This is a genomic window from Vulcanisaeta sp. EB80 (assembly GCF_002078205.2).
The window spans coordinates 1-16,209 of record NZ_LCWN02000049.1; the positions used below are offsets into that span (position 1 = coordinate 1).

The window sequence follows — 16,209 nt, forward strand, 5'->3', positions numbered from 1 at the left end:
CTTCTCCGCATCCCCTAATACCGTTATTGCCCTTGGGGTGTCATGGGTATCTATAAAGAGCCAAGAATTGAGTAGGAATGGCCTCGGTAATAAGGCCAGTTGTCTTTTAAGGATCTGTGCAAAATCCTCAGCACTCAGGTTACCACTGAGGAATTTTATTAATGGCTCCCATACCTGGTAGTTCATGACACCATCAACGGCATTCCTCCACAGAAATGGGTCGCCCCAAACCTCCGCAATCAATGGCTTATTAACGAACTGCCTCGCATCCCATAGGTACCATGGTGGTATGCCAGCACCGACATCTATCCTGAACGCATCAACGCCCATCAGGGACCAATGAAGCATAATCCCCTTAACCCACTCGCCGGCGAACTTAACATTTAGCTTAGGCATTCTTCTTACATCCATGAACTTCTCATAATCATCACCGTAGATGTAGAACCAACGGGAATACTCTGGGTCACCATCCAGAGCCCTCTTGAAGGCTGGGTGTTCAGAACCTGTGTGGTGTATCGGCATGTCCAGGATAACCCTGACCCCAATAGCGTGGGCATCCCTAACTAGCTTCTTAAACGCCCTGTTGCCTCCGAGGTCATCGTCCACACTCAAATAATCAAGCACGTCATACCTATGGTAAGACATGGCCCTAAATATTGGTGTTAGGTAAATGGCGTCAAAGCCCATGGACCTAATGTAACCAAGCCTACGCCTAATACTTTCTAGATCACCACCAAGCCTATCCCTAGGCCCACCAACCCTTTTGCACTCAAACCTATCAACGAAAATCCCGTAGACAGCCCTAAACAACCTACGCCTCGTAATACCCAACCTAGCCCTCCTGAGGGAGCCCCTAAGCAGCAATACATTGTACCCATTCTCGACAGGCCCATCATCGAGCACCACCTCACCATCAACCAAGTACCTATACAGGTACCTACCCGGAGGCAACGCAACGTAGGCACAATAATCATCCCCACAGAATTCAAGCTCGATTGACTTCATAAAGGCCGTGAAATTGCCAATGACAAATGCAACCCTACGCGGCTTAACCCGCAACGAAAACCTAACGAAATAAAGACCATAACCCCCATAGATTGTTACTGGCATCCAACAACGGGAAAACGATGAACTTTAATAATTAACTATGTCATGAACACGGTGCGGTACAAGCCATGCGCAGGATTCCTACCACCCTTACATGATGAGATGCGTGAGAGATCGTGATAGGATATCCATTTAAATAACCCCACAAGCTCGCATCCATGAACAGAAAACCTAAAAATACTCAATGTCATAAAAACCATGCCCCGGTAGTATAGCCCGGTCAAGTATGTGGGCCTTTCGAGCCCATGACCCGGGTTCAAATCCCGGCCGGGGCACCATGAATATTTTGAATTAATTAGGCTATATTATTAAATTTAATTAAAATAAAATAACAATGATGTCAATGATTATTAGGTACTGCTACGATTCGCGATTAATAATTGCGATTGTAACGTATTATTACATATTTATTTATTTGAATACATTTCCATACTTTTAAATTTATTAATACAAAGTTGTTATGGTGCACCGATTTTTATGGATGACCCCCTTCCCTGCCCTTTTTGGGCGGGTTTCATTTTTTGGGGGTCTCGATTGTTGCCCCTTCTTTGGGGTTATTGGTTTTACGCCGTTGGTTGTTACTATATAACTCAGTATTTTCTTTGGTATTGGTGCTTCGTAGCCTACCTTCTTTGCTATGTTTCTTGCTGCGTTCAGATCGGCGTTAATCTTTATTCCAGTTAATTCGCACACGTACAACCCACGCTTAACCCTACCTTTCTCGTGCTCCATGTTACAGATAGAACATTGCTTGCTCGTCCCATACTCATTAACAACGTTGATTTTGATTCCGTACTCCTCAAGTACGTCCTTAAGCCAATTAATGATTTTATTAAACCACCAAATGTTTGTGTTGTATTCGTTACCATTGTCTTGGCTCACCATGTATGGGTATCCGATGAACACCTCATCAACGCCCATTTTATGCACTTCCTTAGCTAGGAATCTGATTGCTGTGCGGTAATAGTGTCTTAGTCTCTCGTGTTGCTTATAAACCGCGTGTAAGTAATAAGTGTGGTACTTTTTCCACGACTCGAATCCGTGATTCCTCAACCAATCCCTAATCGCCTGATACGTCTTGATTTCGCGCTTCCACCAATAATACTCGGACTTAATCGTCGAACCCTTGATTAGAATTGCAACGTCAGTGTGATTAAACACCACCGCGAATAAATTGTTCAAGCCAATGTCTATGAAAGCCTTGTTGTTGCCCCTTGGCTTCTCGATCTGAATCTTCTCATAGATACCTCTCACGTAGCCCTTTGGGTTACTCTTCGCTGGTTTCTCACCGACGGTGATTGGCACATAGGCGAACCATCTGTTATCCTCAAGCTTGATTACGAGCATGCCTTGTTTACCAGACCACTTAATCCTCCCAGCGTACTTTATTTTCAAACCCCAATCCTTAAGCACCAAATAGCCCTCGCCATTGTTGATTGGTTCGATGTAGTACCTATCGTTCCTCACCAAAATCCTCAAAGTCCTCTTCCCAAGCACCTTATCCTTCCAGAAGCCAGGCGGCGATGGCTTTCTGTAAAACTTCGGTAGTCTGCCCTGCCTATATAACTTAAGCAACTCGAAGTATGATTTCCAAGCATTGTTGTTTAGGTTAATCACCTGACCAGCATTCACACCCAACACGCTATTGTATTTATAGTAAAACTCGTGCTCTGTGTCTTCGAAATCAACCCTACCCGTTTCCCTATACTGAACAAGCCTGGCGTAGTTCAATTCATTCCAAAGCCTAGCTGTGGCATCGGCAATTCTACGTAACTTGCGTTCTTGAGAACCACTAGGTAGAAGCCTCAGCCTAACAGTACGCACATTACTCCGCTTGGAAGAAGAAGGAGTGCCTGGGTTGGCGAAAACAGTGGGTAATCGACCCACCAACTCATCCAAAGAAACCAAACCCCCTCTCGGAGGCACCAACCCAGGCACCAGCCAACCAGCAAAGCAGGGTTTTATAAACCTGATACCGAGCCCCACGTAGCAGGGCAACCCCGCCATGAATGGCGAGACTTGTCCTTTATCACGTCGAAGGTTAAGCATGAGGTTAGGCCTATCGATGGTTTTCCTGACCTAATTAGGGCTTTGGGTGATCCGCATGTTAGGAAGGGCTTGGGTCTTATTATTGAGATTCTAAGGAGTTTGGGTAGGTGCTTAGAGGCTGCGGAAATGGCAGAGAAGGTAAAGGCTGGGTCCGGCCCAGTGTGTTCTTTGGAGTTACCATGTTATTTGATTGCGTATGGTGTTGGCAGTGATAATAATGCCTAGACCTCTGGGTTAGGCTTTTATATTTGCAGCCCTGGCTTTGTGGGTTGTGAGGATTAGGGTTAAATTTTTCGGTGATCTCTACGAAATAGTTGGTACGTTTCGTGTCGAGTTAGAGACACCGACTGGTCTTACGGTGCGTGAGTTGGTTGATTTGATATCCCGCACGTTTAATCCTAAGTTTGCGGAAGCCGTTCTCGATAATGATGGTAAGTTGAGAGGTGAGTACGTGGTTCTTATCAATGGCAAGGCCATTGAGTGGCTCGATGGCTTATTCACAAAACTCAATGATAATGATGAAGTGGTGTTCCTACCACCAGCCGAAGGTGGCTAAATTAAATAAATTAGTAATTAGTTCAGCCATTCAGTGATACTAAGTAGAAGGAAAGAAGGAAATACTTTTAGAATTCGCCAGCTCGTCACCAGCTTACGTGTTAAGCAATTACTTCTTCGATGAAGTCTCAACAACGTCTTTCGTGATTTTAAGTAGCCTCTCGATGTACGCCAACCCCCACGCAACATTATCCACATTATACTTAGCCTCATGGAAACCCCACACGTGTACATCGTAAGCCAATGCCCAGGTCTCGACAATCTCAGGCCTGCCCAGCCTATTGGCAACACTCCTGGCAGCGCTTCCCAGAAGCCACGTGAACCACCTACCGTTTTTCCTTGCCTCCTGGGTTTCGGGTGTGTTTAGGGTTTCTGCGAGCGCCTTTATGCACTCCTCAACAACCTTGTACATCTTCTCTGATGCTTGGACGGCATCCTTCTTATTGATGTAATCCTTAGCCTCCTCAAGGTATTTCTCAGCAAGCTCAATCCTAGCCCTGGCTATCTCGTAGGGATCGAGTCTATTACCAAGGACTATCGTGATTGCGTCTACTATGCTTAGACCATTTTCCTCCAACGCGTCAATGAGTCTTCGGGGCACTGATATGGTTACGCTCAAGGTGTTACACCAATCACTATTTCGGTCCTGCTTTTATAAAGTTAAGGTCGTTGAATAAAGCTCCTATTCAGGAGAATTACGAAAAGCCAGTTTGGGTAAAACTGAGAAGGTGAGTAGCACTCAAGGCCTCAAACAAAGTGCCCAAAGGCGGGGAAGGGGTCATAACTTATAAATTTGTTTTCACTGATCCATTGGGTAATGAGTTATACCCATTGGATTGATAGGATAGCTGGCCAGGTTCTCGAGAGGTGCCGTAGTGAGGGTAAGGACGTGTGCGTACTTAACGGTGGCTTAAGTGTTTCTGGGCTTCAGCACATCGGTAGGCTTAGGGGTGAGATAATTCTAAATAGTGTCATTGCCGAGAAGCTCAGGGATGCTGGACTTAGGGTTAGGCAGGTATTGACGCTGTACACTGTCGATCCCTGGAAGGGTAAGGATAAGCAGCTTGAGCAATTCATAAATCCGGACGTCGGTAGGAAATACATTGAGTGGCCCCTCGAGCGTGTCCCGGACCCAAAGGGTTGCCATAGGTCCTGGGTTGAGCATTACTGGAGGGATTTCGGTGATTACCTTGATTATTTCGCGAAGAACGTAGAGGTAATAACCACGGGTGAGATGTATAGGGAGCATTCGAGGATGAGGGAGTTCATAGTGATGACAATGAAGAATAGGGATAAGCTGATCGAGGTTATCAATAAGTATAGGGGTAGGAACCCGTACCCAAGGGATTGGATACCCTTTGAACCGATATGCGAGAATTGTGGTAGGATTGGTACTGCAGAGGTCACTAAATTAGATCTTGAGAAGTACGAGGTTGAGTACAAATGCACATACTGCGGCCATGTTGGTAGGGCAAGGCTGACTGATGGTAAATTACCCTGGAGGGTTGAGTGGGTTGGTGTTTGGTACACATTGAATGTGGACTTCGAACCCTACGGTAAGGATCACGCAATGCCAGGTGGTTCTAGGGATTCCGCAATCGATGTTGCCAAGAGCGTTTACGGAATTAACCCACCACTGGGTACATGGTATGAGTGGGTTGGTTACGTGGTCAATGGTAAGGATGTGGGTGATATGGGTAGTAGTGATTTCATAGGCTTCACACCAAAGGATTGGGTTGAGGTTGCAGAGCCTGAAGTGCTTAGGTACATATACATATTCCATGAACCAACAAAGAGATTGACGTTCAGTCTAGACTCCATTTACCAGTACGTGGATATTTACGATAGAGCCGAACGCCTCTACTACGGTGTTGATAAGCCAAGCCCCAAGGAGAAGGATTACCTAGACTTGATAATAAGGTCCTTTGAGTACGCCCAGCTAAAGCCGTTGCCTAGGGAGATGCCGTTCCAACTGCCTTACCTACATGCGGTTGCTTTAATACAGACGCTACCGCAGTCATTAAGTGATGATGAGCTTATGGAGAGGGTTATTAAGAGATTGAAAGAAACGAAGATACTAAATAAGGACTTGGATGACCTATCACGTGATAGGATTAAGTCCAGGCTACTTAGGGCCCGTAATTGGGTCAATAAGTATGCACCAGATACATATAGGATCAGGATTATTGAGGAGTTGCCTGATTCGATTAAAACATCATTAAGTGATGTCCAAAGATCTAAACTACGCATCCTATTGCAAGAACTTAATAAGTTGGATGTTTGGAGTGAGGATAATATTAAGGAGGCAATGAAGAAAGTCCCCAGGGAGAGTAAGGATGTGGAGAGGTCATTCTTCGAAGCTGTATACCTAGTATTCTTTGGTAAACCAAGTGGTCCAAGGATTGCGCCTTACTTGGCAATGTTGGGCAAGGATTTTGTATTAAGAAGGTTGGAGAGCGCATTGGGGTGATGTAGATGTTATCTAAGTTATTAATTTTGGCGATAATCCTTGCGGTGGTAACATACACAGTACTCCTATCCTCACTCGCGGGCACCTACCTACCCAGCAAGGGTAGTTTATCACTTGATGTGTTTATGCTATCCCTTGCCGTGGTTAGCTTCTTCACATCCTTCCTCGCAATAAAGCAGACCTGGTACGATGTTAGTACGGCGTATACTGATAGGGAGTTGATCATTGGTAGGTTAGAGAGGATTTTAGCTTTCTTCGCCCTTGGGTTGAATATAGTCAATATTATCCTCGTTTTTGCATACATACTCATTGTTGCGATTTAAAATTATTTTTTAATTAATGCCCTCAGTTGGTTCAACTCCTTATCCTTACTCTCGATTATCTTCATCAACTCCTCCCTCTCCTTGAGCAATTGTTCATACTTCTTACGTATATCCTGGCACTCACTCTCAATTCTACTCACCTCCCTCATCTTACTATCCAACTCTTCCCTCTCCCTATCCAACTTCTCCCTAAGCTCTACCAACGTATTCTCCCTAATGATGAGAGCCCTTTGGTAATTCATCAACTCCCTCTCCTTATCGAGCAACCTCTTCTCCCAATCGGAAAGTCTCTTCTCCTCCTCAAGTAGTTTCGTCATCAATGGCTCGAGCTTCTCCATAATCTCCCTCCTCCTCTTACTGATCTCCTCATCAATTCTCCTCAACTCATTCTCCCTATCCTTAAGTAAGTTCTCGAGCGTGCTTAACCTACTCTCCTTATCCTTAAGCTCAGCCTCTAACTTATTAAGTGCCTCCTGTCTCTCATTCAGTTTCTTCTCGAACTCCTTAAGCTCAGCCTCCCTCTGGGCTAATTGATTAAGCTTCTCCTTAACCTCCTCCTCCCTCTTCTCCAACTCCCTAAGTCTCGCGTTCTCCGCATCAATCCTGACAGCCTCCATCTCAAGTCTCTGTTCACGTGACTTCAACTCAATCTCCCAATCCCTAAGCTTAGCCTCCCTCTCATTAATTGCCCTCTCCCTCTCAGCCAATGCTTTTTCCTTATTATCAAGCTCGCTGAGTCTTGATGTTAATTGGTTAGCCAATGCCGTAAGCGTCGCCATGACACTCGACATCTCAGCCAACTTTGCCCTCTCCTCCTCAATGGCCTTCCTATCGTTCTCCAACCTCTGCCTAAGTTCCTCGAGACCCTTCTCCCTAACCGTTACATCACTCTCCCTCCTACTTAAATCAAGAAGCTTATTCTCCAGGTCCTTCTCCCTACTCAAGACCTCATTATACACCCTATTCAACTCACCTAACAGGTTGCTCAGTTTCGATACCTCTGAGACCAATGATGACGCCTTATCAACACCACTCTCTATTTTTGTATTCAAGTCCTTAACATTATTATTTATTGTCTCAAGCGTCGTCACAGCACTGGTTAAACTTTGCTGCATGTTCCCTGACAAACCCTGGAGCCTGTCAAGGATCTCATTTATTTTATTGAGGGCACTGAGTAATGAGTCCATGAGTTTCCTACTTGTATCGTCAAATTGATTAACGATAGAGCTCATCTGGGCAACTCTGTTTGTTATGTCTGCCGTTGATGAGTTTATGACCTTGATGGCGTCCTGAAGCGTCTTATCATTCCTATCAAGGCTTGAGGATACGGCTTGGAGGCTCTTTTGTATTTGGTTAGCATTATTCATTAATGCCTGGATGTTCTGGTGGAGGGTTTGGATCAGATTGGCTATGTCATTAATCCTCTGATAAAGCTCCTGCTCCCTACCCCTACTGAACACGTTACGTATTTTAAACAAGGAAATTAATATACTTTGCTTTTATTATTCTAAGCAGAATTGATTGAAAAGCAAAAAACGATAATTTAGGTCTTGCCTGATACCTTACCTAGGAGATCCAAAATAACTGATTTAAGCCCCTCAATAATCTCAGAACTTTTTCTATACTCAGCAACCAACCTAATACCCTGCTCCTCAAGCAACTTCTGCAGCTCATTAAGTCTAGTATTAACGCTCGCCAATTGATTACTAATCTCAACCACTTGGTTAACATCAAGCGCCCTATACTCCCTCAAATCCGTAGAAACCTTCGCAAGCAAATCCATGGCGTTCTCAAGTTTGTTCTGTATGGAGGATATGGAGTCCCTATACGCTATGAGTGAGGCCTCGATTCTCGTGAGCTCCCTCAACGTATTTGATAATAAGCCAGCCAACTCCGTTATGTTCTGTGGCGTTACCCCAGCAATAAGTTCCTGTGCCTTAACCAGGCTCGATAATGTTTTCTCAATCTCATTAACCCTTGACTCGAGGCCCTCAACTCTGGTGTTTATGTTTGCCAAATCCTTGGATAATTGATCAAACTTGTTGTTCAGACTGACCAACTCCCTAAGTATCCTTAGTATTGGGTCTTCACGTGGTGGCGGTGGAGGTGTTGGGTAATAACCCATTATTATTATTTCCATAGATATTGTTTAAATACTTATCTTGCGATAATCCCACAATGGGGTATATATCCCCAAGGGCTAGGATAATGAGCAAGAGCATCAGCAATAATGTTACGATTTGGGGATTGACAGTTATTGGTGAGGGAACTGTGGTGGAACCATTCGTAGTCATAGGTCACCCAATTAGGTCCAAGTTAATTGGGATTAGAAATAAACCGAGCATTGATGAATTGATTGATAGCGTGAGCGATGGTGCGGTGATAGGCAGTAACTGCATTATTAGGAGCCATGTCACGATCTACGAGAAAGTCGAGCTGGGTGATGATGTTGAGACAGGGCACAATGTACTAATTAGGGAGAATACTAGAATAGGTAGTGGTACCAGGGTTGGCTCCGGTGTCATAATCGATGGCGACGTAGTTATCGGCAATAATGTCAGCATACAAAGCATGGTTTATATACCCAGGGGCACGGTAATTGAGGATAATGTATTTCTAGGGCCCAATGTGGTAATAACAAATGATAAGTATCCACCAAGTAAGAGGCTTGATGGCGTTAAAATAAGGAGGGGTGCCGTAATTGGCGCAAACGCAACACTAATCGCGGGGATTGAGATCGGCGAAAACTCCGTCGTCGCTGCAGGATCTGTGGTGACAAAGGATGTACCACCAGGTAAGGTGGTTGCGGGGGTGCCAGCTAAGCCGATTTATGATGTGGAGGTCTTTATGAGGAAGAGGGTTGAGTACGAGTCACAAACCCCTTAAGGCCCTCCTTAGGTTCCTAGCCATTTCCTCGAACCTAACGATGTCTTGTTTGGATAGGGATGGTGGTACTACCTTTAGGGCTTCCTCGAAGTGCTCAATGCCCACGGGCTTGACCTGGTTCGAGTTACTCCTGATTGTTTCCCTGAGCGCAAGCATTGCTGCTTCCCTGACCAAGGCGGCAAGATCAGCGCCAGTATAACCCTCAGTCCTTCTGGCAAGGTCCCTTAGGTACTTGTAATCGCCGTTCTTAACATCATCAGAGAGCCTTAAGCCTCTAATGTGGACCTTGAGTATCTCGAACCTGGCATCCTCATCAGGAGGTGGTACATACACAATCCTATCGAACCTACCCGGCCTTAGCAATGCCGGATCCATTATGTCCGGCCTATTTGTTGCTGCAATCACTACGACATTCTTTAGTGGGGCTATACCATCCATCTCGGCTAGTAATTGGTTGACTATCCTGTCAGTCGCGCCACTATCAACCCTGAGACCCCTTGCTGGTGCTATTGCGTCTATTTCGTCGAAGAATATTACGCATGGTGCTGCCATTCTGGCTTTCTTGAATATCTCCCTTATTGCCCTCTCGCTCTCTCCAAACCACTTGCTCAGTATCTCTGGACCACGAACAGCAATAAAATTCGCATTAGACTCAGTAGCAACAGCCTTAGCCAGAAGCGTCTTACCCGTACCAGGAGGACCAAACAACAAAATACCCTTAGGAGGCTCAATACCGAGCTCCTCGAAGTACCTCGGGTACTTGAGGGGCCATTCAACCATCTCCTTAAGCTCCTGCTTAACATTATCATAACCACCAATATCGTCCCAGTGAACCTCTGGAACCTCCACAATAACCTCCCTAAGCACTGTCGGTTGTATATACTTCATAGCCTCTAGGAAGTCCCTCATCCTAATCCTAATCCTGGCCAACTGCTCAGGCGGTATTTGTGGTTGGTCCAGGTCTATCTCCTTCTTAACCTCAATGGCCTCCCTAAGCCTTATCATGGCAGCCTCCTTAACGAGCGCCGCTATGTCAGCACCCGTATACCCATGGGTCATCTCGGCAATATCATCTATATTAACAATATCATTTGGGTCACAAATCCTCTCCTTAACATCCTCCTCAGTACATAGGGGCACACTTCTCGTGTGCACCTGAAGAATCTCCTTTCTGGCATTCTTATCGGGCATCCCTATGTAGATCTCCCTGTCGAATCTGCCTGGTCTCCTTAATGCCGGATCCACAGCCTCTGGCCTATTCGTGGCTCCTATTATTATGACCTGCCCCCTCTCTTGGAGTCCGTCCATGAGGGTTAGTAGTTGGGCAACGACACGCTTCTCTACCTCGCCGGTTACCTCCTCCCTCTTCGGTGCTATTGCGTCTATCTCGTCGATGAATATTATCGCCGGCGCATTCTTCTTAGCCTCCTCAAAAATCTCCCTCAACTTAGCCTCAGACTCACCATAATACTTACTCATGATCTCGGGTCCGTTAATTGACACGAAGTACGCATTGGCCTCTGAGGCGACAGCCTTAGCGAGCAATGTCTTGCCGGTGCCCGGCGGTCCAATCAACAAAACACCCTTGGGAGGCTCAATACCAAGGTGCTTGAATATTTCAGGGTGTCTGAGCGGTAGTTCTATCAGTTCCCTAATCTTCCTCTTAGCCTCCTCCAGGTCACCAATATCCTCCCACGTGACCCTGGGCATTGCCAACTCAGTCTCCCTAACCGGTTCCTCCCTAACCTGGACTTCGGTATCTATACCAACGTACGCAGCAGGTCCCGGTGTCACACTGGTTACCATGAAACGAATAGAGCCCGTGTAGTACGGTATCTCTATTATTGAGCCCTTCCACACGGGCTTACCAAGCAAATAGGCCCTCTTCAGATAGTCTGGGTCAACCCTGATGTACTCACCAATGGGTGCTATGGTGACCCTCTGGGCAGACCTTAGGTTTGCCCTCCTAACCTTAACAACATCGCCAATGCTAACACCAGCGTTTTGCCTCAAAACACCATCCATCCTTATGTAATCCTTATCCTCGTCATCGGTGTACGCCGGCCAAACCTGGGCATAGGCACTACGCCTATTACCAACAACCTCAACATACTCACCAGGCTCTATACCCAAAACCCTCATGTAGCGCTGGGGGATCCTAACGATCAATCTACCGACATCCCTTGTCCTAGCCTCGGCAACCCTAAGACTAACTTCACCGCCAGATGCCATAAACCCTCAGAAGCAAGCCCTAATAACAGCTTATATAATTATCTTCATCCAATAATTTAAGTGGGATGGGTAGGGATTGCATTAATGCGTTATAGCCAATACTCATGACCATCTTTATGGAAAACATAAACGCCCCAACATTATTCATAAGCCATGAGTAATTAAATATGGCGAATGTGAATAATGCGTAACCTAGGTCCTCGGTAAATGATAATGATGAATTACGATATAACATGCGTTTGTTGCCGAATAACATAACGTTAAAAGTTAAATAGGGCATAGAATTGGGTGGGTTGTGCCTAAAGTTGGTATTGTTGGGTGGGGTGTGTACATACCTAGGTTTAGGATAAGCACCAAGGAGATAGCCCGTGTATGGGGTGATGACCCGCTCAGGATAAAGGACCTCTATTGGGTTGAGGAGAGGAGTGTTGGTGGACCTGATGAGGATGCCGTAACCATGGCTGTCGAGGCATCTAGGAATGCATTAAGGAGGGCTGGCATTGATGCTAGGGAGTTGGGGTCCGTATTTGTGGGCACTGAGTCGAAACCCTACGCCGTGAAACCAATTGCGTCAATACTAATTGATGCGTTAGGCATGAAGAAGCAATCCTTTGCGGTGGATATGGAGTTTGCATGTAAGGCTGGTTCAGACGCCATAGTTAATGCCACGGGGCTTGTCAAGAGCGGGTTGATTAAGTACGGGTTAGCCGTCGGTGTCGACCACAGTCATGGAGAGCCTGGTGAGCACCTTGACTACACAGTGTCGGGTGGTGCTGCCGCATACATAATTGGCTCTGATAATGTTGTTGCTGAGATAGAGCATATCTATGCCTATAACTCCGATACACCAGACTTCTGGCGTAGGGATGGTATGCCGTATGCAGTGCATGGTGAGTCCTTCACAGGCGAACCTGCGTATTTCAGGCATATAATCAATGCCGCTAAGACCCTTATGGAGGCCACAGGGCTTAAGCCGAGTGATTTTGATTACGTGGTCTTTCACCAACCAAATGCTAGGTTCCCAATAAGGGCTGCCCAAATGCTTGGTATACCACTTGAGAAGGTTAAGTTGGGTATTGTGGTTGATAGGATTGGTAATACATACAATGGTGCTGTGCTCATAGGTCTCGCCAACATACTTGAGAATGCGAAGCCTGGTTCCAGGATACTAATGGTCTCCTTCGGCAGTGGTGCAGGCTCTAATGCATTTAGTTTGGTAACCACTGACTTATTGCCCGAAAGAGTTGGGAGGGCTAGGACGGTGAGCTATTACCTTGAGAATAAGTCGTACATTGACTATGCGCTCTATCTTAGGTTTAGGAACCTAATTAGGATTATTCAATAATACCAATTCAACGACATCTTAATCTTTAAAAATAATACAGCCAAGAAAAGAGCAATGCCTCGCAAGCAAACTATTAGGATTGTTGAGAGGAAGAAGGAGGTCCTAGAATTATTAATTAAGGAGGGTGAGTTACCCACGAATGAGATTGTGAAGAAAACGAACCTAAGCCATAGCCAGGTGTTCTACGTATTGAAGCTACTCCAGAGGGATGGGTTGATCAGGGAGATAAAGAGGGGCAAGGTGGCTTATTGGAAAGCCAGCGATAATGCACAGGAGGCCTTAAAGACCCTCGAACAGGAGGTAAAGGAGGAGGTTATGGGCAGTGAGGAGACAACAGAGGAGGGGGCCTAAGCCTTTAAAATCGGCTCTGCACACTTATAATGAATGATGATGCGGGCAGAAACGGACCTACTGCGCTAAAAATGAAGAGACTGTCTCACACTGAATGATGTGCTCATAATCTTGAATAAGAATTGAAATCACGACTTAAATACACGACCCCATGACCCCCTTTCACCAACCCAGCAATACTTCATTCAACAAAGATAAAATGCTTGGGCTTAACCCATTGCCAACAAACGAAGCACTAATAAATGGGTTATTAACGACAAGCTAGTGAGCGTATGGAGGGTAGGGCATTGCTTGGGCTTGATTATAAGACGCTTAGGAGGATACCATACCTAATACTCCTTGTTAAGTATGGAATCAACGAGAAGGAATTCTCGCCAATAAGTCTAACACGAATGGCAAATGACATAGGCACAACACCACAAAACGTTTTTAAGATAATAGGTAGGTTGGTTGATGATGGGTTTATCCAGAAAAGCACGGTGAATGGGCAATTAATGATAAAGTTCACACCAAAGGCTTCGGAAGCGCTCCGCTTCGTTATCGATACGATAAGGTATTACCTAGATGAGAAGTTGGTTGTTAGGCTTGTTGGTACGGTAACCTCAGGGCTTGGTGAGGGAGGTTTCTACATGAGCCTTGAGGGTTATGCTAAACAATTCATTGAGAAGCTTGGTTTTAAGCCGTACCCAGGTACACTAAATGTTAGGTTAAGACCTGAATACGTTAAATACAGGCTATACCTAGACGCATTACCTGGTATATACATTGAGGGATTTAGCAATGGGTTAAGGACCTACGGTGGCGTTAAATGCTTCAAGGCCTCAGTACACGGGCTACCGGCTGCGGTATTGATAATCGAGAGAACACACCACGGACCTGACACGATAGAGGTCATATCACCATATAAGTTGCGCGATGCCCTTAATATCAAGGATGGCGATGAGGTTGAGATACTCGTTAATCTATGAACAAGGAAACTATCTATTGAGGAGCCTACTGACCTCCTCCCTGCCTTAAGAGGGTGTGGGAGGTTTCCTCGCCGCCACCTTCATTTTGTATCCGGTGGTGGTTCATGGGTTTAGCCCGGGCCAGCATTGCGGGCCATTGTTCGCTGGCCGTGAAAGTCTTTAGCATTGCGTGCAGGTACTGTACGATAGTGTATGGTATGGTCGTGTTTGATTTTCCTTCATGCTCTCTCCAGTCCATCCTTTTCCTCAAGCCCCACCAAACACACTTGGTCCAGGACTCTGGTGTTAGCTTCCAAGCCATATTCATCACAGATGCGTAGTCCCTATGCACGTAATGCCCAAGTGGGCAGTAGAGAATGTGCCAGTCGTTGGTCTCCCTAAGCCTAACAAAGTGAACTGGGCAAATCCTACTGTTCCTGTATGCCGATACGTGGAATAGTTTAGATCCACGCTCCAAAGCCTTATCCTCAACAGCCCTCACCAACGCCTTGAATGGTGTCTGCTTTATGCAGTGCCTCAACTCGTTTTTCTCAATTCCATCAATCATCGACTCCTGTGGTTTCTCGCCAAGATCCTCGGTGACTATGATTGCCGGTGTTTTTGTTAGTTCATTAGCAACGTGCTTTATCCTCCCATCCTTCCTCCTCCCCTCCCTCAACATCCTCACGCGCTTCCTGTATTCCCTGGTGTTTGTCACATTCACGTAATTACCGCTCGGTAATGCGAAGTGTGGTTTTAGCCTCTCAATAATCGCATTCCTAATCTTTTCGTATCTCCTAGCCAACCTACCAAAATCAGTCCTTATTTCATACAATTGCGGCGTTGCGTACCGCCTATTCCAACCAACCACCTTGCCCACGGTGGTTTCGATGTCGATCCTGCCCACCGCAACGGTGTTCTCATTGATATCAAAGGCGATGACTGATTTTGGTTCTTCCTCCCTAGGCTTCAGCTTGAAGATGAATATGGCGTACCACTTATTCATCCTCCTCTTAATGATTAATGTGCTAGCCAATCTAGCCTCTCCGTTTAATACCCTCCACCAGTATTGCCAGAAGCGCTTGTGCAACCTCAACCAAACCTCCCTCCTCTCGCCGAGCAGTGGTAGGCTGAGCCTAACCGGGGCTACTGACTTAGCGAACTCTTTATAATTCCAAGCCGTTTCGTCAAACCTAATGGACACAGCCTTAACCTCAGGGTAGGGCTTGCTCGCCAAGCCCCTCTTTTTCCTCTCCATGAAGGACTTCGCGATTTGCACCGCCTGCCTAATCGCCTGGATGATTAGGTGGGAATGCAAGCCCGGATACTCCAGCCTATACCTGCTGTAGAACAACCCCTGGAGCTGTGTCGCACTCGTAACATTGTTCGTAACGGCGTATTCAACAACCTCACGAACGATGTTGAGATACGCAGACTCAACGGAGTAGAGTAGCTTATTGAGCTCCTTAGCGACCTCCAACTCAACAGCCACAGACCTACACAACATTCGCAAGAAAAAGTAGCAACCAAAAATAAAAACCACCCACGACAAGAAGGGCGAGGCTTGCCCGTGGTTTATGGCACGCCAACGCCGTACGGCCCAATAATTGTGGAGGACTCGACTGGCGAGCAATTAATAGTCCTGTTCAGAGACACGGATCTCTCCAACGCATTCTCCTTCTCCTACTTCAGCCAGGCACCGCAGGTGACCGCTAGGGAGTTGCTTCATTACCTGGCCAGGATATACATGAACCACCCAGGCGCCGTGGTAGTTGTCGCGTTAGACGGCGAAAACCCACTTATCTTCAACCCAACAACAGGGCCTGCCGACCTACAGGCAATATACCAGGTGCTCTCTGAGTACCAGGGTACCTGGTTCATAACACAGACCGCGAGCGAGGCCATTGAGACCCACAAACCCGTTGCCGTAGTTACAAACCTGCC

The 16,209-nt window shown here is 46.2% G+C and carries 15 protein-coding genes, 1 tRNA gene and 1 pseudogene; 10 read left to right on the forward strand and 7 right to left on the reverse strand.

Features of this window, described 5'->3' with window-relative positions; genetic code table 11:
• A partial coding sequence (locus tag B7L70_RS08645) for an alpha-amylase family glycosyl hydrolase (protein WP_081227455.1) occupies window positions 1–1,110 on the reverse strand: 1,110 nt, incomplete at its 3' end.
• 197 nt (window positions 1,111–1,307) lie between these two features.
• Between B7L70_RS08645 and B7L70_RS08650 the strand changes: the two genes are divergently transcribed.
• A tRNA-Glu gene (locus B7L70_RS08650) sits at window positions 1,308–1,385 on the forward strand.
• 166 nt (window positions 1,386–1,551) lie between these two features.
• Here the strand turns inward: B7L70_RS08650 and B7L70_RS08655 are convergent.
• Window positions 1,552–3,045 (reverse strand): transposase, encoded by a 1,494-nt coding sequence (locus tag B7L70_RS08655; RefSeq protein ID WP_238376178.1) that lies wholly within the window; start codon window positions 3,043–3,045, stop codon window positions 1,552–1,554.
• An 81-nt stretch (window positions 3,046–3,126) separates the two neighbouring features.
• Between B7L70_RS08655 and B7L70_RS08660 the strand changes: the two genes are divergently transcribed.
• Window positions 3,127–3,381 (forward strand): DUF1641 domain-containing protein, encoded by a 255-nt coding sequence (locus B7L70_RS08660; RefSeq protein ID WP_162009146.1) that lies wholly within the window; start codon window positions 3,127–3,129, stop codon window positions 3,379–3,381.
• A gap of 46 nt (window positions 3,382–3,427) precedes the next feature.
• Window positions 3,428–3,712 (forward strand): ubiquitin-like small modifier protein 1, encoded by a 285-nt coding sequence (locus B7L70_RS08665; RefSeq protein ID WP_081227457.1) that lies wholly within the window; start codon window positions 3,428–3,430, stop codon window positions 3,710–3,712.
• Between the two features lie 108 nt (window positions 3,713–3,820).
• On the opposite strand, the gene B7L70_RS08670 is transcribed toward B7L70_RS08665, so the two are convergent.
• Window positions 3,821–4,330 carry a PaREP1 family protein gene (locus B7L70_RS08670; RefSeq protein ID WP_081227458.1) on the reverse strand — a complete coding sequence of 170 codons (510 nt, stop codon included), beginning with the start codon at window positions 4,328–4,330 and terminating at the stop codon, window positions 3,821–3,823.
• Between the two features lie 198 nt (window positions 4,331–4,528).
• Between B7L70_RS08670 and lysS the strand changes: the two genes are divergently transcribed.
• Both lysS and B7L70_RS08680 read left to right on the forward strand, forming a co-directional pair.
• Window positions 4,529–6,181, forward strand: coding sequence for a lysine--tRNA ligase (gene lysS / locus B7L70_RS08675; RefSeq protein ID WP_081227459.1), 1,653 nt, complete (start codon window positions 4,529–4,531; stop codon window positions 6,179–6,181).
• Window positions 6,182–6,186: 5 nt separating this feature from the next.
• Window positions 6,187–6,504 (forward strand): C4-dicarboxylate ABC transporter permease, encoded by a 318-nt coding sequence (locus B7L70_RS08680; RefSeq protein ID WP_081227460.1) that lies wholly within the window; start codon window positions 6,187–6,189, stop codon window positions 6,502–6,504.
• A gap of 2 nt (window positions 6,505–6,506) precedes the next feature.
• Here B7L70_RS08680 and B7L70_RS08685 read toward each other — a convergent pair whose 3' ends face one another.
• A complete protein-coding gene (locus B7L70_RS08685; RefSeq protein ID WP_081227461.1) occupies window positions 6,507–7,964 on the reverse strand; it encodes a chromosome partitioning protein ParA in 1,458 nt (485 codons plus the stop codon).
• 83 nt (window positions 7,965–8,047) lie between these two features.
• Window positions 8,048–8,629 carry a hypothetical protein gene (locus B7L70_RS08690; protein ID WP_081227469.1) on the reverse strand — a complete coding sequence of 194 codons (582 nt, stop codon included), beginning with the start codon at window positions 8,627–8,629 and terminating at the stop codon, window positions 8,048–8,050.
• A 53-nt stretch (window positions 8,630–8,682) separates the two neighbouring features.
• Here B7L70_RS08690 and B7L70_RS08695 point away from each other — a divergent pair, with 53 nt between their 5' ends.
• Window positions 8,683–9,390: a DapH/DapD/GlmU-related protein gene (locus tag B7L70_RS08695; RefSeq protein WP_081227462.1), complete on the forward strand. Its 708-nt coding sequence runs from the start codon at window positions 8,683–8,685 to the stop codon at window positions 9,388–9,390.
• On the opposite strand, the gene B7L70_RS08700 is transcribed toward B7L70_RS08695, so the two are convergent.
• Window positions 9,376–11,622: a CDC48 family AAA ATPase gene (locus B7L70_RS08700; protein WP_081227463.1), complete on the reverse strand. Its 2,247-nt coding sequence runs from the start codon at window positions 11,620–11,622 to the stop codon at window positions 9,376–9,378. The two genes, B7L70_RS08695 and B7L70_RS08700, sit on opposite strands and share 15 nt — an antisense overlap.
• A gap of 295 nt (window positions 11,623–11,917) precedes the next feature.
• Here B7L70_RS08700 and B7L70_RS08710 point away from each other — a divergent pair, with 295 nt between their 5' ends.
• From B7L70_RS08710 to B7L70_RS08720, 3 genes are all read left to right on the forward strand, one after another.
• Window positions 11,918–12,967, forward strand: coding sequence for a hydroxymethylglutaryl-CoA synthase (locus B7L70_RS08710; protein WP_081227465.1), 1,050 nt, complete (start codon window positions 11,918–11,920; stop codon window positions 12,965–12,967).
• Window positions 12,968–13,021: 54 nt separating this feature from the next.
• Complete coding sequence (locus B7L70_RS08715) at window positions 13,022–13,318, forward strand: winged helix-turn-helix transcriptional regulator (RefSeq protein WP_081227466.1); 297 nt, start codon at window positions 13,022–13,024, stop codon at window positions 13,316–13,318.
• Between the two features lie 392 nt (window positions 13,319–13,710).
• A complete protein-coding gene (locus B7L70_RS08720; protein WP_369907343.1) occupies window positions 13,711–14,286 on the forward strand; it encodes a DUF120 domain-containing protein in 576 nt (191 codons plus the stop codon).
• Window positions 14,287–14,311: 25 nt separating this feature from the next.
• Here B7L70_RS08720 and B7L70_RS08725 read toward each other — a convergent pair whose 3' ends face one another.
• Complete coding sequence (locus B7L70_RS08725) at window positions 14,312–15,772, reverse strand: zinc ribbon domain-containing protein (RefSeq protein ID WP_081227468.1); 1,461 nt, start codon at window positions 15,770–15,772, stop codon at window positions 14,312–14,314.
• Window positions 15,773–15,862: 90 nt separating this feature from the next.
• Here B7L70_RS08725 and B7L70_RS08730 point away from each other — a divergent pair.
• Window positions 15,863–16,209: pseudogene (locus B7L70_RS08730) on the forward strand (glycoside hydrolase); the annotation flags it as partial.